Annotated in this window: 20 protein-coding genes and 1 pseudogene; 8 read left to right on the top strand and 13 right to left on the bottom strand. The window is 37.7% G+C overall.

Annotated features, from left to right (window positions below; translation table 11 throughout):
• Positions 1–7 precede the first annotated feature (7 nt).
• On the bottom strand, positions 8–382 hold the full coding sequence (locus tag IPP61_01775) for a BlaI/MecI/CopY family transcriptional regulator (protein ID MBL0323900.1): 375 nt from the start codon (positions 380–382) through the stop codon (positions 8–10).
• A gap of 221 nt (positions 383–603) precedes the next feature.
• On the opposite strand from IPP61_01775, the gene IPP61_01770 reads away from it, so the two are divergent.
• Positions 604–1,230 (top strand): Uma2 family endonuclease, encoded by a 627-nt coding sequence (locus tag IPP61_01770; protein MBL0323899.1) that lies wholly within the window; start codon positions 604–606, stop codon positions 1,228–1,230.
• 62 nt (positions 1,231–1,292) lie between these two features.
• Here IPP61_01770 and IPP61_01765 read toward each other — a convergent pair whose 3' ends face one another.
• Positions 1,293–1,856 carry a YceI family protein gene (locus IPP61_01765; GenBank protein ID MBL0323898.1) on the bottom strand — a complete coding sequence of 188 codons (564 nt, stop codon included), beginning with the start codon at positions 1,854–1,856 and terminating at the stop codon, positions 1,293–1,295.
• Positions 1,857–1,956: 100 nt separating this feature from the next.
• Entirely contained in the window at positions 1,957–4,500 is a 2,544-nt protein-coding gene (locus IPP61_01760; protein ID MBL0323897.1) for a TonB-dependent receptor, read from the bottom strand.
• A 309-nt stretch (positions 4,501–4,809) separates the two neighbouring features.
• On the opposite strand from IPP61_01760, the gene IPP61_01755 reads away from it, so the two are divergent.
• Together IPP61_01755 and IPP61_01750 are read left to right on the top strand one after the other, a co-directional pair.
• Entirely contained in the window at positions 4,810–5,814 is a 1,005-nt protein-coding gene (locus tag IPP61_01755) for a histidine kinase (protein MBL0323896.1), read from the top strand.
• Positions 5,815–5,864: 50 nt separating this feature from the next.
• A complete protein-coding gene (locus tag IPP61_01750) occupies positions 5,865–6,605 on the top strand; it encodes a response regulator transcription factor (GenBank protein ID MBL0323895.1) in 741 nt (246 codons plus the stop codon).
• A 190-nt stretch (positions 6,606–6,795) separates the two neighbouring features.
• Here the strand turns inward: IPP61_01750 and IPP61_01745 are convergent, their stop codons facing one another.
• Genes IPP61_01745 through IPP61_01725 form a run of 5 tightly spaced genes read right to left on the bottom strand, consistent with a single transcriptional unit; the run spans position 6,796 to position 10,285 of the window.
• A complete protein-coding gene (locus IPP61_01745) occupies positions 6,796–8,031 on the bottom strand; it encodes a DUF3570 domain-containing protein (protein ID MBL0323894.1) in 1,236 nt (411 codons plus the stop codon).
• Between the two features lie 14 nt (positions 8,032–8,045).
• Positions 8,046–8,258: a DUF4266 domain-containing protein gene (locus IPP61_01740; protein ID MBL0323893.1), complete on the bottom strand. Its 213-nt coding sequence runs from the start codon at positions 8,256–8,258 to the stop codon at positions 8,046–8,048.
• A 51-nt stretch (positions 8,259–8,309) separates the two neighbouring features.
• A complete protein-coding gene (locus IPP61_01735; GenBank protein MBL0323892.1) occupies positions 8,310–9,236 on the bottom strand; it encodes an FAD:protein FMN transferase in 927 nt (308 codons plus the stop codon).
• Positions 9,236–9,664, bottom strand: a complete 429-nt coding sequence (locus IPP61_01730) for a thioredoxin family protein (GenBank protein MBL0323891.1) — start codon at positions 9,662–9,664, stop codon at positions 9,236–9,238. The genes IPP61_01735 and IPP61_01730 overlap by 1 nt, the downstream gene beginning before the upstream one ends.
• 27 nt (positions 9,665–9,691) lie before the next feature.
• A complete protein-coding gene (locus IPP61_01725; GenBank protein MBL0323890.1) occupies positions 9,692–10,285 on the bottom strand; it encodes a (2Fe-2S)-binding protein in 594 nt (197 codons plus the stop codon).
• 154 nt (positions 10,286–10,439) lie between these two features.
• Between IPP61_01725 and IPP61_01720 the strand changes: the two genes are divergently transcribed.
• Together IPP61_01720 and IPP61_01715 are read left to right on the top strand one after the other, a co-directional pair.
• A complete protein-coding gene (locus IPP61_01720) occupies positions 10,440–10,781 on the top strand; it encodes a transcription initiation protein (GenBank protein MBL0323889.1) in 342 nt (113 codons plus the stop codon).
• A gap of 42 nt (positions 10,782–10,823) precedes the next feature.
• Positions 10,824–12,053: an RNA polymerase subunit sigma gene (locus IPP61_01715; protein ID MBL0323888.1), complete on the top strand. Its 1,230-nt coding sequence runs from the start codon at positions 10,824–10,826 to the stop codon at positions 12,051–12,053.
• On the opposite strand, the gene IPP61_01710 is transcribed toward IPP61_01715, so the two are convergent.
• The gene (locus tag IPP61_01710; GenBank protein ID MBL0323887.1) at positions 12,043–13,098 is read right to left on the bottom strand and encodes a patatin-like phospholipase family protein; all 1,056 of its coding nucleotides are present in this window, start codon (positions 13,096–13,098) and stop codon (positions 12,043–12,045) included. The genes IPP61_01715 and IPP61_01710 overlap by 11 nt on opposite strands.
• 102 nt (positions 13,099–13,200) lie before the next feature.
• On the opposite strand from IPP61_01710, the gene IPP61_01705 reads away from it, so the two are divergent.
• Positions 13,201–13,968, top strand: a complete 768-nt coding sequence (locus IPP61_01705; protein MBL0323886.1) for a glycosyltransferase — start codon at positions 13,201–13,203, stop codon at positions 13,966–13,968.
• 77 nt (positions 13,969–14,045) lie between these two features.
• On the opposite strand, the gene pruA is transcribed toward IPP61_01705, so the two are convergent.
• The 3 genes from pruA to IPP61_01690 form a co-directional block, all read right to left on the bottom strand.
• The gene (pruA, locus tag IPP61_01700; protein ID MBL0323885.1) at positions 14,046–15,671 is read right to left on the bottom strand and encodes an L-glutamate gamma-semialdehyde dehydrogenase; all 1,626 of its coding nucleotides are present in this window, start codon (positions 15,669–15,671) and stop codon (positions 14,046–14,048) included.
• 258 nt (positions 15,672–15,929) lie between these two features.
• The gene (locus IPP61_01695) at positions 15,930–16,325 is read right to left on the bottom strand and encodes a DUF393 domain-containing protein (GenBank protein MBL0323884.1); all 396 of its coding nucleotides are present in this window, start codon (positions 16,323–16,325) and stop codon (positions 15,930–15,932) included.
• Positions 16,326–16,766 (bottom strand): hypothetical protein, encoded by a 441-nt coding sequence (locus IPP61_01690; GenBank protein ID MBL0323883.1) that lies wholly within the window; start codon positions 16,764–16,766, stop codon positions 16,326–16,328.
• 109 nt (positions 16,767–16,875) lie between these two features.
• On the opposite strand from IPP61_01690, the gene IPP61_01685 reads away from it, so the two are divergent.
• Positions 16,876–18,267: a YfcC family protein gene (locus IPP61_01685; protein MBL0323882.1), complete on the top strand. Its 1,392-nt coding sequence runs from the start codon at positions 16,876–16,878 to the stop codon at positions 18,265–18,267.
• Positions 18,268–18,278: 11 nt separating this feature from the next.
• The gene (argE, locus tag IPP61_01680; protein MBL0323881.1) at positions 18,279–19,439 is read left to right on the top strand and encodes an acetylornithine deacetylase; all 1,161 of its coding nucleotides are present in this window, start codon (positions 18,279–18,281) and stop codon (positions 19,437–19,439) included.
• Between the two features lie 44 nt (positions 19,440–19,483).
• Here the strand turns inward: argE and IPP61_01675 are convergent.
• Positions 19,484–22,876: pseudogene (locus tag IPP61_01675) on the bottom strand (HEAT repeat domain-containing protein).
• Between the last annotated feature and the right edge of the window lie 87 nt (positions 22,877–22,963).

The following is a 22,963-nucleotide window of genomic DNA, read 5'->3' as shown; positions in this document are numbered from 1 at the left end:
GTCCTTTTTAAGACTTATTTTTCATTGTTTCGATAATTTTCAAAATCTCGTCGGCTTCTTTGAGGTCTATTTTTTCATTTTTTACAAAAAAAGACATCATTTCTGTCATAGAATTGGAAAAATAGCCTTCTCTGAGTTTGTCAGTAACAAAGACCGTATATTCTTCTTTTGATATCAACGGAAAATACCTGTGAGTTTTTCCAAATGCATCATGACCTACAAATCCCTTCTGTTCCAGTATCCTTACAATGGTCGAAACTGTGTTGTAAGCAGGCTTTGGCTCGGGTAGTCGCTCAATGATGTCCTTTACGAAGGCTTTTTTGAGTGTCCAAAGTTCCTGCATTATTTCTTCTTCGGCACGGGTCAATTCTTTGAGTTCCATTATTTGTATTTTTTGAATTACTGAACGAATTTAAAACTAAAAAATTAGTTATGCAACTATTTGGTTAGTTTTTTTGAATATATATTTTGTAAAAAGTAGTAAGAACTTAATATTTAGCATTTTAAAATGTATAAAATGTCTATTTTGGATTTCAATTTTCCCAAAATAGAAACACATGGAATGATTTGAAGTGTATATTTACAATAATAATTTTAAATGATATGGATCCCATCGAAAAAGTCGAAGAGCCGGAAGCGGTTTACGGAGGAGAAATAGATTCGTTGAGTAAGCTTGACCTGAGTAGAATTTATACTTATGCCGATTATTTGATGTTTAGGTTTAAAGAGCGGATGGAAATCATCAAGGGGAAAATATTTGCTATGTCGCCTGCCCCAAATGTAGCCCATCAACGGGCAGCTACCACTTTAACAGGGATTTTCTATAATTATTTTCTGAAAAATCCGTGTCAGGTATTTACAGCACCTTTTGATGTGAGGCTTCCAAATAAAGACGTGAATGGGAAAGGAATATATACTGTAGTACAGCCTGATCTGTGCGTTTATTGTGATGAAAACAAGCTTGATGAACATGGTGGAATTGATGCTCCTGATCTCATTATTGAAATCCTTTCACCAGGTAATACTCAAAAAGAAATGAAGATAAAATTTGATCTTTATGAAGAGTATGGTGTGAAAGAATACTGGATGGTTCACCCATTAGATAAGACTATTATGATTTACAGTCTTCAAAACGGGAAATATCAATCGCATCGACCAATGATTGAAGATGACACGGCCAGAAGTGTAATTTTTCCTAACTTAGAAGTAGTGGTGGCAGAATTGTTTTAAAGTAAAAATCCCCACCTCCAACGGAAGCAGGGATTTAAAATTTAACCTCTTATTCTATATTTTTAATTTAATGCAAATTCACCGCTCGCCCTGAGCTCAACTTCTTCCGCTACAACAGCACTTGGCATGGCACCCACACCAAAATCAGTACGCTTCACAGTACCTGATGCTTTAAAGCCAACCAGTTTTTTGCCCTGACGGTTGGTACCCGTACCCAATAATGTAAGGTCAAGGGTTACGGGTTTTGTTACTCCTTTCATAGTCAGATTTCCTGCTAGTGAGTATTTTTTCCCGCCCAGACTTTTAATTCCTGTACTTTTAAAGGTCATTGTCGGAAACTTCTCAGTATCAAACATGTCGGCTTTTTGAAGATGGCCATCACGCATATCATTGTTGGTTGTAACTTTGGTGAGGTCGGCAGTGAGTTCGAAAACGGCATCGGAGAAGTCATCTTTTGAAGAAGTAATGCTTGCATCGAAAGACTTGAATACTCCGTCAACTTCAGACATCATAAGGTGTGTAACAGTAAAGGTTAGTTTTGCGTGTGATTTGTCAAGAGTCCATTTCTGGGCCGAAACAGCCACACTCATTAAAAAAGCGATTGCCAATAAACTGATTTTTTTCATTTTTAACAGATATTTAGAATTGAAAATTAAGGTTTCGGAAGATAATAAAAAGAGTCACATTTTTTTTTGAAACCTGACTCTTTTAGAAAAATTTTATTAATTAATTGTCGTCGCCACCTGACTTCACGTCATCGTTTTTGACTTTTTTGGTTTTTTGTTCTACAAATCTCATATTACCCAATTTGTAACTAAACGTAAGTTTAACGTTAGAGTTGTACATATAATTGGTTGATTTTGAATAAATAGTTGGGGTGCTTGTAGTATTTCTCATGGTCATGCCTTTTACGAAGTTCTCAGCTGCCAGACCCAAACTAGCTTTTTTGCCAAAATCTTTACGGAATCCTATTTGATACATTCCCATACCACTTTGTGTGCCTTGAAGGTTAACTTGTTTTCCTCTCATTCCACCTCCGGCTTGAAAAGCCCAACCATTTTTCAATTTCAGATTAGTCATGGCTCTACCACTTATTACCCAACCATCATTGGACACTTTTTGGCTCAGTCCGTCCAGGCCTGATTGTTGACCTTCCATATATCTGTACATGATATCAAAGCCACCATTCAATGTCCAGTTTGTTCCTAAAAACACATTTCCAAAAATATTGGTACCATACGATTGTTCCTTTCCAATGTTTTCAAATGTAGTTTCTACTCCACCTGGGATTGAATCCGATGGTGTTGTGATTCTATTAATCGAATTGCCTGAATTTCTGAAAAACAAAGCGGTAGTCAAATAAGTTTTTTTGATGCTCTTGCTCAAACTTAATTCAAAATTGTCAGTAAGCTCAGGACTCAAAGAAGAATTACCATAGCTAATGTTTAATGGGTTAGCCAAGTTTACGTTGGGGTTTAATTGTTGCAAACCAGGTCTTTGGATTCTTCGATTGTACGCAATTTTATAAGTCGAAGTTTTGATAGTTTTCGAAATATTAATACTAGGTACCAAATTGTCATATGCTGGAATCACTATATTACCTTTGGGGTCATCAGCAGTGATTTGTGTTCTTTCATATCTTGTTCCCAATTTAAAATTAATCCTGTTTTTTGTTGTAAAAAGGTAAGAAACATATCCTGAATAAACATTTTGAGCATAGTTTAAGAAACCAGCAGGGTTTTTAGCATCAGAGACAGGTGTTGATCCTGGTAGCCCAAACAAATACTCGTAATCACTATCCACACCACGCATTACACCTTTAATTCCAAATTCAATCTGTTGTTTTTTACCAATTGGCGTTACATAATCAGTCTGAAGGGTAATTTCGGTATTTAAATTATGATTAATGTTCTGCTGAGTCCTCAATAACTCCCCATCGACTCCTGTTAGGAAGTCAGAAGTGAAATTGTTTATGAGTTTATTTTGGCTGTACATTGTCGAAATTGACCATTCTTGTCCGGGTTTGAAAGTACGAATGTAATCAAGGTTGGCATCTACCGAATGTGAATTATCATTTGAATTTACATCCCTCCAGATTTCGCTATTGGTGGCTCCGGTACTTTTTGAATAAAGGAGTTGATCTCTTCCAAAATTTCTTGTGCCAAATGCCAGTCCAGCGGAAAGAGACTGATTTTTTGCCAAATCATAATCAAATCCTAAATTGTATCTGCCAAATAATCCGTTATTTTTCCCTGTTTGAGTTTGTAAAGTAGTGACATTTTTTGTCGGGTCAAGATTGAAAATATTTTGCTCACTTTCACTATCTGACTTATTATACATTGCTCTTCCAAAACCACCAAAACTGATGCCCAATTTACCTTGGCGGTAGTTACCGTTGAGGCCCAAATTTGATGCTCTTACACCCACACCGGAATCAAGATTAAGATTTAAGCCCTGTAAAGTTGATTTCTTAGTAATGATATTAATAATCCCTGCCGAGCCTTCTGCATCGTATTTGGCTGAGGGCGAGGTGATTACTTCTACACTTTTAATGAGTTCGGCAGGTAGCATTTTTAATGCGTCGGCAACACTGCTGGCTACTATTGTAGAAGGTTTGTTATTGATTAAAACTCTGATATTTGCACTTCCTCTCAAAGAAACATTTCCATCAAGGTCAACGCTTAACATTGGTACGTTTTTCAGTACATCGGCGGCATCACCACCTCTTGAAGAAAGATCTTTTTCGGCATTGTAAACCAGACGATCCACTTTTTCCTCAATCATAGCTGCCTGCCCTGTTACTACAAGTTCGTCGAGTTGTTTGGTACTTTGTTTGAGTTTGATTACTCCCAAATCTATATCTTTTCCTTTTTCAACTTTAATATCAGCGATTGTTTTTGTTTCAAAACCTATAAATGATACTTGAAGATAAAAATCACCGGCAGCAACTTTTTTCAGTGTAAACTGACCTTTTTCATCGGCCATTCCACCGTCAACAGGTTTCTTTGTGACTTTGCTGTAAAGAGCCACATTGGCAAATTCTACTGCTGATTTTAGGTCTTCATCTACCACAACACCGGTGATTTTTGAATTTCCTTTTGGTGCGTTGCCATCCAGGTCAAGAGTAGGAGTGGTTGGCGTCTGGGTACGGGGGCGACTATTGCCATCTCCCATTGGTCTTCCCATTCCGCCACCCGGAGGGCCAAATTGAGCCAGAATCTGACCTATACTTAGTGTGGTGATGGCGAGTGTAATAATTAACTTTTTCATAAAAACTTATTTAATGATATTATCTTGATGTCTTTCGGATTATATGATGCAAAATAAAAACATAGGTTTATTACATTAATGATGCAATAGACCAAAAGGTTTTTATTTTCGACAATTGGGCATTTTTTTAGAAATTCCTCCAAAATTTCCAAATTTCGAGCAATTTGGGCGATCGGTAGAAAAAACCTTCCCATTGGTATATAATGAGATATTTTATGAGATTGGTTTTAAATTAAACCCATACATTCGTATTGAATTAAAATCAAAAAATTGAAAACGAAAGCGATTTTTTCCAACAATAGAGTATTAATGATGCACCTGTCTTTTTGGTGTCTGTATTTCTCTTTTTTCTTTTATCAGATTACATTTTTACGCCACCGGGAAGACTTCAATCTCGGAAGGTCATTTGCCGATGCCATTACCAATGTGTTTTTCATGGGGATTGCGAGCTACCTCAACTATTTTCTTTGGTTGCCTCGATTTTTAAAGCATAAACGTTTTCTACAATACCTTTTTGAATTCCTGATTCCCTTTGCAATTATAGTTTTTTTACATCTTACATTTAAAAAATGGCTCTATGCTGATTTGATTCAAAATGGCCGGAATTTTTTTAATAGCAACCGTTTTGTGTTTCAACACATAGCGGCAGCACTATTTATTGTGATTTTTGTAGGGATGCTCAGATTTGTTGAGGATTGGTTTACATTGGAAGCTAAAAAGAAAGAGGTGGAAAATGAAAAGCTCACCTCAGAATTAAGATTTTTGAAAGCTCAGATAAATCCTCATTTTTTGTTTAACACCTTGAATAATCTCTATTATCTGGCAACCATTAATTCACCAAATACAACGGAAGTCATCGAAAAACTTTCACAGATGATGCGATACATGCTTTATGATTCCAATCATGAGGAGGTACCATTGAGCAAAGAGCTGGATTATATGCAGAATTATATTAGCCTGGAAAAACTCCGATTGGATAATCAGGTGCCGGTGGATTTTGAGATTATGGGTAATCCAGAAAGTGTGACGATTGTACCTTTGATATTTATAACTTTTCTTGAAAATGCTTTTAAACATGGTGTAAGCAACCAATATAAGGATTCTTTTGTAAATGTCTTTGTGAAAATTGAAGAGAAACTTATCATTTATAAAGTAAAAAACAGCATTCTCCCCAATGCTAATAAACTGGAAAAATCAGGGATAGGTTTACAAAATGTAAGCAGAAGATTGGAGTTGAGCTATCCTGGAAAATATATCCTAGAAAAAAATCACACTGAGGAATACTATGAGGTGATTTTAAAGTTAATTTTATAATTGTTTCCGGATGTTTTTCTGGAAAAAAGTATTCATAATTTACCTCAAAAATGGAGAAATACAGCTGCATTGTGATTGAAGATGAGCCCCTGGCTAGAAACCTTATCACAGCTTATATTCAAAAATCTCCGAATCTTGTATTACAACAGGCTTTTTCAAATGGTCTTGAAGCACTCGAATATCTCCGTGACAATAAGGTGGATATTATGTTTTCTGATATTCAGATGCCCGAATTGACCGGTATTGCACTTTTAAAACTCCTAAAAAACAAGCCCATTGTAATCTTGACCACCGCTTATTCGGAATATGCTATTGAAGGATATGAGCTTGAAGTTTTTGATTATCTGCTTAAACCCATCAGTTTTGAAAGATTTCTGAAAACAATAGAAAAAGTGATTGCGAGGCTTGATAAGGAGAAGAATTCAGTCAACCCAATTGTTCAGAATGTTGTTGTTGAAAATAATGAACCGAAAAGTGATTTTATTTTTGTGAAAGACGGCACCAAGCTGGTCAAAGTCAATTTTGCTGATATTCTTTATATTGAAGGGCTTAAAGATTATGTATGTATTTATACTCCCGACCAGAAAATCGTGACTTTGCAGACCATGAAATCTTTGGAAAATACCCTTCCTGCTGAAAGATTCATAAGGGTACACAATAGCTTCATCATTGCATTTAATGCTATAAATTCAATTGAAAGAGACAGGGTTACTATCGGTAAAAACCTCATTCCTGTAAGTGATTCTTATAAAAAAGCTTTCAAGGATTTTATCGAGAAAAAGCAGATCTGATTTGTTTTTAGAACCTTTCTAATAATTGTTTTTGTCCCCGCCGCCCTTGTTTGTGTCCCCACAAACAAGACACAAGCCCTTGTTTGTGTCTCCACAAACAAGACATACCCTTGTACGTGTCCTCACAAACAAGTAAACAGCCTATTAAGTCCCCACAAACAAAATTCCAATAAATGCTTGAAATTTTACATTACTTTATTTTTGTTGTCAACGACAAAATATGCGATATCATTCCGTTGGTACGGTTATAGTGTCCATATCTGATTTCGAGCGAATTCCACCATTTGTTACCTAAAATCCCTCCGGGAGGTGCTATCCTCAGACCTGCACCCCAGAAACCTGAATTAAAATCAGAAATGTCGAAATCACTAGTGTAGTAAGTTTCAGACAAAGTATGGGCATTTTTTGCCGCAAAATATTTTACTGCCGTCTGGGTATTGAAGCGATAATGCGGAGTGAGCGAAATAAATGAAGTGATTTTTATCGGAGTTTCCAGATTGATGGTATGAGCGGTCATGCCCCAGGTGTCCATATAATATCTGTACATGGCTTTGATGATGATTTTATCACCCATAAAATAGCTGGCCCGCACGCTCATCGGAAGTTTAGCCCTTTGACCAGGCAGTTTTTCTACTTTCAGAGTATTGTCGGTAAAGTATACCCTGTGAAATGGTGTACTCAGCAAACCTTCCTGAAAAGAAGGCTCTACCATTACCATGGCCTGGAAGCGTTTGGTAAACACTCTGGAAACTCCCAAGCCCACATTATATGAGTTCCTTTGCTTATAGGCTATGCCCGACTGGTCACCTTCTGCTCCTGAAGGATAATCGGCCGGCCGGAGTTCATAGGGCAAAATAGCCATCCAGGTGTCAAAAAATGCACCTGCTTTAAGGTTAAACTCGGTGTTGTTGTCTTTTGACGTTTTGGAATAATTGATATTTCCTCCGTAAGATTTATAATCCCATTCTGTAGAATACGCTAATCCGATTCCGAAAGTGCTATGATTTTTTTCGTCTTTCCGGCTCCAGGAAACACTTGGGTAAAAGTGTAAGTCCGTCATCGAGGCCGATGAAAGGGAGCGGGAGTCAATCATGTCTGACGAAGCTGAAGAGTAATAATCAAAAGATGCATCTACAGTGACATTGTTGCTCCGGCTTTGCCTATCCAGAAAAGAAAGTTTTAAATCAAGACTATTGGCTGCATCCCAGAGGGCTTCGGTTCCAATACCACCGGTTACAGCAGAGTGGTTGCCGGTTTGGGTATAATACGCTGTTACAAAATTTACCTCATCGAGTTTGAGACTCCTTAAACCCACAATGGTTTCGGTTTTTTCATCAGATGATTTAAGAGTAGGTAAGCGGCTTTGGGCATTTGCACCCCAAATCGCCATACAATATATTCCTATACTAACTATTGCCTTTTTCATTCAAAATATTTTGATTAATTACAACCACAGCCACCGCCACTTTTTCCACCATTTGCACCCGAGGCACCTTCTCGATAGAGGTAAAAATTGGTTTCAAATTTTTCAACTTTTCTGTTTGCAAGTTCCATTTCGGAGTCGTTTATACGGCTTTTCTGATATTCTTTAACACTCACGCAACTTTGGGTAAGCATTAAAATCACGGCCATAATTCCTGTTATTTTTTTCATTTATTCGAAAAAATTTAAATGCAGATTTCAAATACTTAATTCAAAATCCGGTTAATCGGTATGTATGTTATCCGATGTAAAAACTTTATTTTCGTTGTTAACCAAAATACAGGCAATACCCTTCATTTGGTTGATCATATTCAGTGATTCGCTTACACTCATTATACTTATGGGAGTAGCCAAGGCATCGGCCAACTCAGCCATCGGGCAAATCACAGTGACACTTTTGAGTCCTTCTATCGGCATCCCTGTTTTGGGATGAATCGTATGCGAAAATCTCTTGCCGCCAATCATCACATATTTTTCATAATTTCCTGATGTCGCTACGGCCAAATTGCTGATGTTCATTTTCGAAAAAGCAGAATTTGGGGCATCAGGGTGAGCAAGTTGGATATTCCAGGATTGCCCGTTGGGTTGATTTCCCCAGGTTATCAAGTCTCCGCTGGCATTAACTATACCACTCTTAACACCTGCTTCTTTCAAAATTTTTGCTGCCCTGTCTGCGGCATAACCTTTTCCTATGCCTCCAAAACCTATCCTCATACCTTTCTCTTTTAGAAACACTGTAGAATCGTTTTCATTTACCAAAATATTCCGGTAGTTAATCAGTCTTACTTTTTCTTTGGCCAAATCAAGATCAGGCAAGGTGGTCATTTTTTTATCAAAATTCCAGAAAGATTTATCAATGCTACCATAACTCAAATCAAAAAGCCCTTCTGTCAAATCAGAAATTTTTTGTGCCCTTAAAATGAGTTCCAACACTTCCCGATCTACTTTTACAGGTCCAATTCCGGCATTTTGATTGATGCGATTGGTCTGACTGTCTTCAGAAAAAGTAGTCAACAGCCTTTCAATTCTGGAGATTTCATCGATTGCCAACTGGATTTTTTCTTCGCCTTCCTTTTGATTTTCGCTTAAAACCGTAATCGAAAAACGATTACCCATCAACTTTAGCGTTTTGGAAAACAGTTCCGGCATCAGAGGTAACCTTTGATTTGGTTAATCAAAACCTCCGTATTCATACTTTTGGGGTAACCATCCCATTCTTTCAAAATTTTACCCTCCGGTGATAGTAAAACGGTAAGAGGGAATTTTCCTGATGGATTATATTTTTCAGCCAATTTTTCATTGTATTCGGTATGTAGTTTTGTAAGCTGGTTTTTCTTCATTCTTGGAAAATCAGCTCTTACGAGACTCAAATGATCTTTTGCAAATGCCTGAAAAGTTTCAGATTCAAGTACTTCTTGTTTCAATTTTATACATGGACCACACCAGTCTGAACCCGAAAAATATAAAATAATGAGTTTGTGATTTTTTTGAGCATCATCTTTAGCAATTTCAAGATTATCGCCCCAAGTGCCAGGCAGAAACAAAAGTATCCACAATTTTAAAAACAAGATTTTCATTTTAAAAAACAGGTTTAATTATAAGTATTAATAAATCACTAAAGTATTGCCATCAGTGGCTGTATTGTAAACAGTCAGCCCTTTGCTACCTTTTGAATTTAATCCTGATCCAGTCAACGAAAATCTTGCTCCATGATCGGTACAGTACCACTCTTCATTTGAGAAAACTATCCTCTTTTTTGGCTCATGTGAGCAAGTTACCGTTGCTGCTATATATTTTCCGGTTTTTGAAAGAGCAATCACATAGGCATTGTTAATCACATAATACCCGCCTTTGGTCAGTAATTTTGAATAATTCGATGATGTCAAATCAATAGTTACCTTAGCCGAAATTGTCTTTAGTTTATCTGTAGTAACAAAAAGACTTGTATCTGCCTGAGTAGAGGCACTTGAAGTGGTACCTGTGGTGCCAGTTGTGGTGCCTGTCGTTGTACCTGTCGTTGTACCTGTTGTGGTGCCGGTTGTGGTGCCGGTAGTTGTTCCTGCTGTGGTCGCGGTTGTGCCGTCCGGATTCTGGACCAAGGCTTCTACGTACATATCTTCATTTTTTACACAAGAAAGTAAAGTCATCAAAGCACCACCCGTAAATCCTGTAGATTTCAAAAATTCGTATCTTGTCATTTGATTTCTCTAATGTTGTTTTAATCTACTACGAAATTCAGTTTTTAAATGTTGCTTTTTGCAATAAAATAACATTATTTAAAAGAATTCTAAATAATTTCAAATTGTCCCATTTTCTATAAATGGATTGTAATGTAATAAAATTTTAAAAAATATGAATGAATACATTTTGATTTTCAGACACGAAAATGCCACAGGGAAAGTGTCGCCGGAACAAATGCAACAGTGGATGCAGCAACAAATGGAATGGGTAAATTCTATAGTGGCACAAAACAAATTTGTAAGTGGGACCGGCTTGCTATTTGATAATGCGAAAGTTGTGCATCATGATAAAACTGTAACCAATGGGCCATTTGGTGAGTTGAAAGAAACCCTTGGTGGCTATGTGATTGTGAAGGCAGAATCTGCAGAAGAAGCCGCTGAGTTTGCCAAAGGTACTCCAATTCTTCAGGGGGAAGGCAATACTGTGGAAGTAAGACAAATTATTACTCACTAAAATTTTTGTAAACCTGCTCCGGGAAATCCGGAGCATGCTTTTATGCATAAAACCGAAGAAATTTGGCCACATCTTTTTAAGACCGAATTTGGGAAACTGGTTTCGGTTTTGGTGAAAAAATTTGGCTTCAGTCAAATCGAAGTGGCTCAGGACATCGCCAGTGAGACTTTCCTGAAAGCCGTAGAAACATGGCCTTATGCGGGCGTTCCGCCTAATACTCAGGCCTGGCTTTACACAGTGGCACAAAACAAGGCTTTGAATATATTGAAAAGGGAAAAGATTTTTTCAGAAAAAATAATTCAAAATAATATAGAATTTCAGGAAAATGAATCTATGGAATTCCCTGATTTTTCAGAGACAAATATTACAGACAGTCAATTGAAAATGCTGTTTACGATTTGTAATCCGGTAATTTCAAATGATGCTCAAATCTGTCTGGCATTGCGAATTTTGGGTGGATTGGGCTTGGAGGAAATCGCCTCGGCACTGCTTTCCAATAAGGAAAATATTCATAAAAAAATACAAAGAGCAAAAGCGAAACTTAAAACTGAGAATTTAGAACTGGATTTTTCAGATGAAAAATTGCTTAAGCTGAGATTGGAAAATGTACTAAAGATTATTTATTTGATATTCAATGAAGGCTATTATTCCGAGTCCGGGAAAAACCTGATTAGAGAAGACCTGTGTGCTGAAGCCATGAATCTGGCTTATCTTTTATTGAAAAAACCCAAAACCAACACACTCGAAGTAAATGCTCTTATGGCTTTAATGTGTTTTTATGTTTCCCGACAAAATGCACGGCTGGGTTCTGATGGAGAAATCATTTTATTAGAAGAACAGGACAGCTCACTCTGGAATCAAGAGCTCATAGAAAAAGGTTTTTTTTACTTACAAAAAGCCTCTGGATGGCCCGAAAAATCACCCTATTATATTGAAGCAAGCATAGCATATTGGCAGGTTTTTAATGGAGATAACCATTTAAAATGGCGGAATATATATCTTCTTTATGATATTCTTCACCAGACCAATCCATCGCCAATGGTCTCTTTGAGCCGTATTTTTACTTTTTGGAAATCAGAAGGTTCAGAATCGGCAATAAAAGAATTAGAGAAAATTCAACCACAAGAAAATCAATTTTACTGGACTTTGAAAGGGGATTTAAACCGTGAGACTAATCTTCAATTGGCAAATGAATGTTATGAAAAGGCCATCCATTTTTGCAAAAATGAAAAAGAAGAACATTTGATTAGAAAAAAACTTATTAACGGTTAAAAAACTCAGCCACCGCTTGTCTGCCCGCCTGCATCATTTTAGATTTTTCGGCTTCCGGCACTTTCCTGACTCTTGCACTCAATCCGAGGTCATTGATATAGACAGTCCGTTCAACATCCCTTGGGTTGGGCGGATTAATATTTCGCATAATTAAACCTCCCAAAGCATCCATATAAGTATTCATATCAACGATATCAAACGACATGGGTTTGCTTTTTTTGGAAAGCTCATGCTCAATGAGCTGACTTTTTTCCAGCCTTAATCCCAAAGTAAATGGATTAAAAACCGAACCACTCTGGCTTTCCTCTATATATCTGGCATCATCAAAAATATCAATCGGAAAATTGAGCAGCAGCCCACCGTCAACAAATAAACCTGCTTCTGAATTTTGTGGTTTTTTATCGAAAATATTTCCTTGCTTATCCACCCATAGGCTTCTGTAATACAAAGGAATCGACATAGAAATCCTTACTGCATCAGCGATTCTCATTTTTGGATAATTCTCATAAGAAAACACCTCCAACGATTGATTGGTAAGATTTGTGCCTGTCACATATAAATCCCTGAAAGGATAAGATGAAGCCAGATGATGGAGCTCCTCAAAGGTAAGGTCAGCATTTCCGGTTCTCTGGTAAATCACCTGCTCCATTTTTTGCAAAAAACTGTCCCCTCTAAACCAACCGTATTCTTTAAAAAGTCTTTTGGTGGCTTTTGAAACAAACCCGTCGTCGTTAAATGACTCAATGGGCGTATCGTTTACAATTTCGATAATCTCCTCAGGGGTGTAGCCAATTGACAACAAACATGCCTGAATGGCCCCTGCCGAAGTGCCGGCCACTCTTTTTATGTCATGCAAAATGCCTTTTTTGTCCAGTTCCTGTAATGCTCCGCCATAGGCGATGCCCTTGATTCCGCCACCTTCCATCACCAAATTCTGATATTTTAAAGTTGTTTGTGCATTTGATAAAATGCTGATAAAACTAAATAACAGTAAAAAGAAATAGTGATTTTTTGAGAAATTATATTTGAAAAATCGTGGTATCATGTTTTTTTGTCTGATTGATAAAGTCTAATTAATTCATCACATTCAATATTTACAACGTAAAAAGCCCTAAATTTGTGCATCAAAAGGCAAAAAAACGCCCAAATGAAATTCAGTATAATTACGGTATGTTTTAATAGTGCTTCTACAATTGAGCAAACCATTCAAAGTGTTATTAATCAGGATTTTAAAGATTTTGAATACATTGTGATTGATGGTGGTTCAAAGGATGCTACTCTGGAGATACTTGAAAAGTATAAAGATAAAATCAGGTATATTTCTGAAAAAGATAATGGTATTTATGATGCCATGAATAAAGGTCTGAAACTGGCGGAAGGCGAGGTTATTGGAATGATAGGTGCCGACGATTTTTATCCTTCTGAAGATGTTTTGACAGAAGTTAATGCTGCTTTTGAGCGATTTGGAACTGATTCAATTTATGGTGACGTACAATTTGTAAACCCTGGTAGTGAGCATAAAGTGGTGAGATATTGGAAAGTGGAGGAATACCGAAAGGAAAATTGGTTAAATGGATTTATGCCTCCGCATATTACATTTTATTTGAAAAAATCTATTTATGATAAATTCGGATTATATAGAACAGATATGTCATGTGCTGGAGATTATGAGCTGATGCTTAGAGTTTTATATAAAAATAATGTTAGTAGTATGCACCTGTCTAAAGTTCTTATGACCATGAGAAATGGCGGAACCTCAAATGCTTCTTTGAAACATCGTTTGATTGCAAATATGGAAGATAGAAAGGCATGGAAAGTGAATGGTTTAAAACCAAAATGGTACACATTATGGTGGAAACCATTATCTAAAATTAAACAATTGTTTATAAAATTTGATATCGATTCTCAATCATAAAATTGTAAACTTTTTAAAAATGCTATTTGCAAAAAAGGCACAAATTGGATTTTGTGCCTTTTTTGTTTTACATTTTTTTATCCCAAAAACGGATACTTATAATCAACCGGAGAAACGAAGGTCTCTTTGATTGTTCGGGCATTGACCCAACGTAACAAATTAAGTTTTGAACCCGCTTTGTCATTGGTACCAGAGGCTCTTGCACCGCCAAAAGGCTGCTGACCTACCACAGCACCTGTTGGTTTATCATTGATATAAAAATTCCCTGCGGCATTAACCAACGCCGCTGTAGCCTGATTAATTGCATATCTGTCTTGAGAGAAGACCGCCCCTGTTAATGCATAAGGCGATGTTGAATCTACTAATTCCAGTGTTTCTTCCCATTTGTTTTCATCATAAACATAAATGGTTAAAACTGGCCCAAAAATCTCCTCTTCCATCGTTATGTAATGAGGGTCAGTTGTTAATAAAACTGTAGGCTCTATAAAATATCCAACAGATTTATCAAAATTACCGCCAGCAATTACTTCAACCTTATCAGATTTTTTAGCTTCGGTGATATAATTTGAGATTTTGTTAAATGCTTTTTCGTCAATAACGGCATTTACAAAATTTCCAAAGTCTTCCGTAGGACCCATTTTGATTTCAGAAAGGTCAGCCTGCATATATTTTTTTACATCTTCCCAAAGATTCGAAGGAATATAAGCTCTTGATGCTGCCGAGCATTTTTGCCCCTGATATTCAAATGCCCCTCTTACCAATCCCACTGCAACAGCTTTGGCATCAGCCGATTTATGAGCAATCACAAAGTCTTTTCCTCCGGTTTCACCCACAATTCTTGGGTAAGATTTGTATTTCGAGATATTTTGGCCAATGGTTTTCCAAATATGTTGAAAAACACCGGTGCTGCCAGTAAAATGGATACCTGCAAAGTCAGGATGCGAAAAAATGATATCCCCGGTCATAGGACCATCCGTATTTATCAAGTTAATCACACCATTCGGAACGCCGGCTTCACGGAAAACTTCCATAATTACATTTGCCGAATATAGTTGGGTATGTGCAGGCTTCCAAACCACAACATTGCCCATCAAAGCAGCACTTGAGGGTAAATTGCCGGCGATGGCCGTGAAATTGAACGGAGTTAAAGCAAAAACAAAACCTTCCAAAGGGCGATATTCCATTTTATTCCAAACGCCTTTTGAAGACTGTGGCTGCTCATGCATGATTTCCTCATAAAAAGCTACATTAAATCTCAAAAAGTCAATAAGTTCACAAGCCGAGTCTATTTCAGCTTGAAAAGCATTTTTTGATTGGCCCAACATGGTTGCTGCATTGATTTTTGCTCTGTAAGGTCCCGCCAATAAATCAGCGGCTTTCAGGAATATTGCAGCCCTCTCATTCCAAGGGAGAATTGACCATGCTTTTCTGGCATCCAGAGCAGCGTTTATTGCCGCGTTTACATGGCTGGCATCACCTTCTGACGCATAACCCAGAATATGTTTGTGGTCATGTGGAGGTGAAAGTTTCGTTTTTTTATCGGTAAAAACCTTTTCAGAACCAATATACATCGGTACTTCCAAAGTTATTGACCTCAGTTCTTCAATAGCTTTTTGTAATGATTTTTTTTCGGGACTACCCGGAGCATAATTTAAAACCGGCTCGTTTTGTGGTAGCGGTACATTATAAATTGCATTATGCATTTTTTACTTGCTTTTTATTGATGAAATATGCTGCAAGTTCGGTAAAATCAAGCGAATGGACAAAAATGAAATCAAATAAAATAAAAGTGGAAAGCAAGGGAATTCAATTTTAAAAAAATAGTTTTCATGACTATAATTTCATTAAAATTAGTTTCAATGACATTAGTAAAATTAAATTAGATTTATTCACCAAAATGAAAATTTTAATGGTTGGTTAAATCAGCTAAATGAACAGAGTGAATTTTATAGTATTTGGATTTAGGATAAGAATAACCATTTAAGTTTATCGGCAGGGAGGGGGCATTCCTCTTTCTTACCAAAAATAATGTATCTGTTTTTTGCGATGAAATCATAGATGCCATCATTGATTTTTTTAGGTAAAAATTTAAAAGGAATTAGGAAATTTATTCGGCTCAATTGTCTGGTAATTCTAAAAACTGCTTCTGATTTTTGATATATTATATTGTCTACAAGAAGAATTATTGTATCTGGATTAGTCGTGTCTATTCCGAATGGTTCAAGAGTGTGTTTTGCAAATTCAGATTGAAGAGAAGAAAAACGAAAATGGCGTTTGCGATCTAGTTTGATAATGAACCTCACGGTGCCATTACATAGATTACAAACGCCATCAAAAAATATGACCGGATGGTTCATTTAAAAACTAAAAAGTTTATCGAAAGGTAATCTGCTTAAAATCAAGACTAAAGCCAGTCCGTAAAAAATAAATGACACCTTAAATTTACGGCCATTACCTAAAGCCTTTTTCGATTTAGCATTTCCAATTGTAGCCAATACAACAGCTATGATATTGGTAAAAGGATGTTCTATGATTGCTTTTCTGGCGGCACTGTCTTTCATGGCACTACCCATATCTGAAAATGCATGCTGAGCAACTGGAGAAACTACCAACAAAATCAATCCCAACAATAACATGGAGTGAGTGGCTATAAGTGCAAATGAATTGATTTTACGGTGCTTATCTTCAAATGCTTTTTCCGAATTTGAGCCTAAAATGCCATTGAGAGTAGCCCATGCAAGCAAAATCAAGGCAATAAATGCAACATAATGATGAAGAGTTAGAATTAATGAGTACATAATTTGGGGTTTAAATTTTAAATATTCTCTTTTATAACATTCCAACCAATGCTTTTGGTTTTAATTTGCAACAAAATAAACATCAACCAACCAAATAATCTAAGTATTAATGAATAAAAAATGGTACGAGTACATTCCGCATCCGGTGGTGATGCTCTTCGGAATGATAGTCTTGGGGTATATTCTTACGCTTTTGGTGCCTTCAGGTGAGTTTGAGAGGCTTATGGTTGATGGGAAAGGGAAAGTGATACCGGGTACTTTTCATGAGGTGGAAAAACCTCAGTTAAATCCCACTGCTATTTTTTATGCCATGCCTCAGGGGTTCAAAGCGGCAATTGAAGTGATTTATATTATCATTTCGAGTGGTATCATGTTTGGGTTCATGAATGCAAGCGGAGCTGTTGAAAATGCTGTGGGGACATTTGTGAGGAAGCTTGGTCATAATCGCCAAACATTACTTATTGTTTTGATGACTTTTATATATGGCATGTTGGGCGTTTTTATTGGTTATGAAAACAATATCGCAATGATACCCATTGCAACTGTGCTTAGTCTCGCCATAGGTGGTGATTTGGTTTTAGCCACAGGAATCGCAATCGGTGGGGTTACTGTAGGTTTTGGTTTGTCTCCATTTAACCCTTATACCGTAGGTACCGCTCACAAAATAGCCGAGTTGCCGCTTTTTTCAGGTGCAGTTTTACGGTCTGTACTTTGCTTTTTAGGATTGAGCATTATGGCCTGGTATAATGTAAGATATTTCAACAAAACGATAGAAAATCCTTCGAAAAGCTTGGCTTACGGTATCAAAACAGACGGAATCAGCCTCTCCAAACCAATTTCAGATTTCAAAATGAAATCCAAAGATTATTGGATAGTGGCTTTATTTTTTGTGATGCTATCGGTAATGATTTTTGGGGTTTTTGAATTGAAATGGTATCTCAACGAAATCTCCGGTCTGTTCCTGATGTTCTCTTTGGTTTTGGTTTTCTTTTTGCAAAAAAATAATATCGAAATTGGCGAATTGATCCTCGATTCCGTTTCAAAAGTTACGCCCGGGGCATTTATGGTTGGTTTTGCGGCTACAATTCGCATCATTCTTGAGCAAGGAAAAGTGAGCGACACCATCACCAATGCCCTGGCAGAATTGCTTCAGGGTTTACCCACCTATCTTTCTGCTTTAGGAATGGTCGCTACCCAAAGTTTCATGAATTTTGTAATTCCAAGTGGCTCGGGCCAGGCTTTGGCTACTTTACCAATTCTGATACCTTTAGGCGAGATGCTTCATTTGACCAAGCAAACTGTGGTATTGGCATTCCAGGTAGCTGACGGAGTTTCTAATCTTATCAATCCCACCTTTGGCGGTCTTATTGCCATGATTGCCCTGTGCAGAGTGCCTTTTGAGCGGTGGCTTCGATTTATTGCCCCGGTGGTAGGGATTCTTCTGGTTTTGGTCATTATTTTTGTCTGGATTTCGGTGTATATTCATTATGGTCCGGCCTAATTTTTTTATTTATGTTATTAGAAAAAACAAAAGAAATCCTCAGTAATCTGGTGAGTTTTGAGGTATTGGGAAGTCAGAGCAATTTAAGTATTGCCGATTTTATTGGTGATTATTTGAAAAGCAAAGGGGTTGATTTTCAATTTGTTGAAAACGAAGAAAAAGATAAAAAACTCATTCATTGCCGCATCGGACCGGCAATAGATGGCGGCGTGATACTTTCAGCACATACTGACGTAGTACCGGTAAAAGGCCAGGACTGGCACACCGAACCATTTGTTTTGACCGAAAAAGACGGAAAGCTTTATGCCCGTGGTTCTTGTGACATGAAAGGTTTTATTGCTTGTTGCCTGGCGAGTATAGAGACTTTTCAAAAGGCAAATTTGCAAAAACCCATCTACTTTGCTTTTTCTTACGATGAAGAAGTAGGCTGCCTTCAAGGCTACAATATGGCCCTGGCGGTTAAGGATTTTTATAAAGAAAGACCAAAATTTGCAATCATTGGTGAGGCTACCATGATGAGTCCTGTGGTTGGACAAAAAGGTATTTGTGTATTAAAAACCACCGTTCATGGCTCGGCAGGGCACAGTAGTCGTATCAAACAGGAGGTGAGTGCCATACATGTGGCGGCTAAACTGGTAGTTTGGCTCGAAAACAAAATGAACGAGCTGGTAGAGCGTGGCGAAACCGACGACCGGTTTACACCCAACCATACCTCTATTCATGTAGGACAGTTTAATGGCGGCATTGCTCCCAATGTCATATCGGATAAATGTACTTTTTATTGGGATATCAGGATAATCCCCAAAAGCAGTCTGGAAAATATCCTCAATGAATTTGATGCTTATTGCAAGGAATTGGAGAAAGAATTGCAGACTCGTTTTGCCGGTGCAAAAATTATTACTTCAGAAGACCACCCACCAGTGCCGCCACTAGATACCCCGGAACATCTTGACATAGTACCCCTAATTCAGAAAATATCCGGGAACACCGAATTAAAAACTGTTGCCTATGCTGCTGAGGCTGGACAATTTGCACTTGCAGGCTTTGAGTCAGTGATTTGTGGCCCGGGAGATATCGCCCAGGCACACCGGGCCAACGAGTTTTTGTCCATCGACCAAATGCAAAAATGTTTGGAAATGATGGAAAAACTGGCGGGAGAGATGGGCAAATAAGGCTGTTTAAACAAAAAAGGCGACTTCTTTGAGCCGCCTTTTAATTATTTCAAACTACTTAAAAACTCCACCAAATCCCGTATTTCACGTTTTGAAAGGATATCGCCCATCGGTGGCATACTGGAAGGTACATTTTCTCTTTTCGCTATTCTCGCGGTTTGTACTTTTGTAGGTTCGGCATCAGAAGTAGCAATAACGAGTTCATTATCAGTTTCTGACATCAATGTACCCATCACTTCGTTGCCATCTTTAAGGGTGACAATTACTTGTCCAAAGCCTGGTTAAATTCGGGCACTTGGGTTAATTAATGCTTCCAACAAAGTTTCTCTTTTGAGTTTTGAACCAATTTTATCCAAAGCAGGTCCAACCGCACCACCTGTTCCAGGCTCTATGGCATGGCACCTAACACATTGGGCAGTAGAATTTGAATTGAATATCCGGCGACCTTCCCAGGCATTTCCCCCCAATAGAGATACTTTGAATTCTTCAAACCAGTTGTCTTCTTTTTTTGTGGCATTGAGTTTCGAAATCAATTTTTCTGAGTTTGAATTTTTTACAGCCTCTGTCAGATCAAGTAATAGTTCCTGATTTAGATTTCCTGCTGCATGTTGTTCAATCAAAGTTTCAAGAATTTTTTCAGTTTTATTGAAAGATATTTTTGACAAAACACCCAGAAGTCTTTGTTTTTCTCTTAATGAGCCTTTTTCAAAAATAGGCTTTACAATTTCATTGAATGTGTTTACATCGGATTGGATATTATCAAGTGCCCCGATAGCCGCAGCTCTTACATCAGATTTTTCATCCTGAAGTCCTTTTTTTACCAAATCTTCCAATTTGCCGTATTTTAAGTTGTTTAAGCTTTCAATTACAGCAATTTTAACTTTTGGATCTGGTGTATTATCAAATAATTGAGCCAGTTTTTCCGAAAATTCAACCATTTTCAAATTACTTAAAAGCGAGGCCACAGCAATTTTGGTTTCGGGATTATCGGAAGAAAGATAAATGTCAACATGCGGTTTTAAGATTGATTTAACCCACTCCAAATCTCTTTTAACCACTCCACGATATCTCCCATCAACACGGTCAAGTGGTGAGGGTTCAGCCCAGGTACCAAGTGCAGCGATGGCTTCGGCACGCATTTCATCACTGATATCATTTCTTTTTGAAAAAGCGATCAATGCTTCAAGTGACTTTTGATCCCCAAGCCTCAAGGCGACGTTGATAACCCTACGCATCAAAGGTTCTCCTTTAAAAGTCGGATGTTTTAATATTTCTACCAAAGCTTCAAACGCTCCCGGAATCGAAAGGTCATCGTTAATAGCCCTGGCTGCCTCGGTCACGATGTATTCATCAGAATCTTTAAGGAAAGCGACAATTTTTGGACTTCTCAATTTTCTTAATACCAAAACACCTGCAGTTCTTAAAGCTTTGCTTGTACTGCTCGCGAGAGCGGCAGCATCATCTTCTGCACCAATTCTTGAAAGAGCCAAAACAGCCGAATGACGCAGGTATAAATCCTCGTCATTATTTTCTTCCAACATTTTTATCAGACCTTTTACTGCTTCTTTCGATTCTATCCTTCCTAAAGCTTCAGCTGCATAAAACTTAATTCTCTGATTTTCATTTCTAAGCTGACCAATAAGTTTTGAGGCCGAAGGAACATATTTTACATCTCCGAGGGTTTTTGCTGCCTGAGCCACCAGTTCTTCATCATTTGAATCCAGAACAGGCATCAAATTTTCAGCAATTGCTTTATCATTTCGGGCCAACATCCCAATTCCCCATATTGCATGCACTTTGGCCAATTGATTTTTAGACTCATTCAGAGTTTTTTTGAAAATGGCCAACCCTCTAGCTCCCCGATTTACCAGTTCAAACTGTGCCTTTTGCCTCACACGCATATCATCGTAAGTGAGCAAATCAAAAAGCATCAAATCGGTCTGTAAAGGATATTTTAACTGTAGATAGGATTGTGTTTTTTGTCTTTCAATACTTAAATCCTCATTACTTACGTCTAATTTCCAAACTCTACCACGATTTTTTGTATCCCAGCCGTTTAGCCAATCGGCAACATAAAGTGCTCCGTCAGGGCCAAATTTAATACCGGTAGGTAAGATTCCACTTACTACATCTTTTTCTCCATCCAATATAAATGAAGCACCCTTGTTTTTTAACCCAAAAGACCAAATGTGAGAAGAGGAAGGACTACCCACAAATTCAACTAAAAAGAATTTATTTAGCCAATCCTTACCCAATGCAGTTCCAGGATTGTATTGCATACCGGTCGGACCATTGTGATAGTTCATGATTGGAGGCAAAATATAGGCCGCCTGCCCCTCCCAGCGAGGCACAGAAAGTTTTTCGTCCATCCAAACTTTATATTTGTTGTTTTTTGGATCGGTATATTTTCCGTATTGCCAGTTACATCTCCAGCCTGCATCCAAACCTTCGACTACATGCATAAGTCTTTCACTTTCGCCAGGATGGTCACCGTCATTATCAGAAGTTATAATATTGCCATAATGATCAAATACAAATTCATGAGTGTTTCGTAAACCATGTGCAAAAACCTCAAAATCAGTACCATCAGGGTTACTTCTCACGATTACTCCTTCATTGGGGTATTCATGCTTTTTCCCATCGACCGAGGTAAGGTTGGCTCCAATATCACCAATTCCCCAATAAATTCTACCATCGGGGCCTTCAATTGCTCCACTCATTCCATGCCCCCCGAAGCCGATATGAACCGCATAGCCGTGGCTAATGGATGTTTTTTTATCCATAAATCCGTCACCATTTGTGTCCTGTATTCTCCACATGTCAGGTCCTGTGGCTACAAACATATCTTTTTCTCTCACCAACAAAGCACCCGCAATATCTGTGTTCTCCTCATTGGGACCCAGCCAAATTCTGCTTGACTTATCAGCTAGTCCATCGCCATTTTGGTCTTCCAATTTCCATATTTCATCTTGTTCTACTGTCAAATCCTTCCAGTCGTGGCTTCCATCCAGGTTGAGATCTTCCAACCAATTGTTGGTCTCGCTTTTTTCAGGTGCAAAATACTCCCTTAAAAATTTCCTTCGGTCTTCTGAGGTTTGCCATGAAATAGTGGAAGGAACCCAGTGCTGAAAACCTCTGATGTCAAATTCAGAATGTTTTTGACGGTTGGTTCTGGTCAAATAAACTACCCCATTAACATCCACATCCAGGGCAATTGGGTCAGGAGCCAGGCTGTCAGAAGCCCAAAGGCTCATTTTTAGTCCATCTGCCAGTTTTGCAGGTACTTTATCTCTTACTTCGCGAGCATAAGCCAATGGATCAGGTTGATTTTCATGAAAAATCAGAATTTCATTTTTTTTCGAAGTTTTTACACATGATACTACCAGAAGAAAGGTAAAAGCCGCAAAGGCCAACCTTGAGATTAGATTTATTCTCATTTATTTAGGGTTGATATTCCTGACAAAAATATAGTTTTTGTTTGCTTTTTAATAAAATAATATAAAAAAAAGACCGGAATTACTTCC

This window comes from Cytophagaceae bacterium (assembly GCA_016722655.1).
GTDB lineage: Bacteria > Bacteroidota > Bacteroidia > Cytophagales > Spirosomataceae > Leadbetterella.
This window is presented reverse-complemented; position numbering and strand designations above follow the sequence as displayed.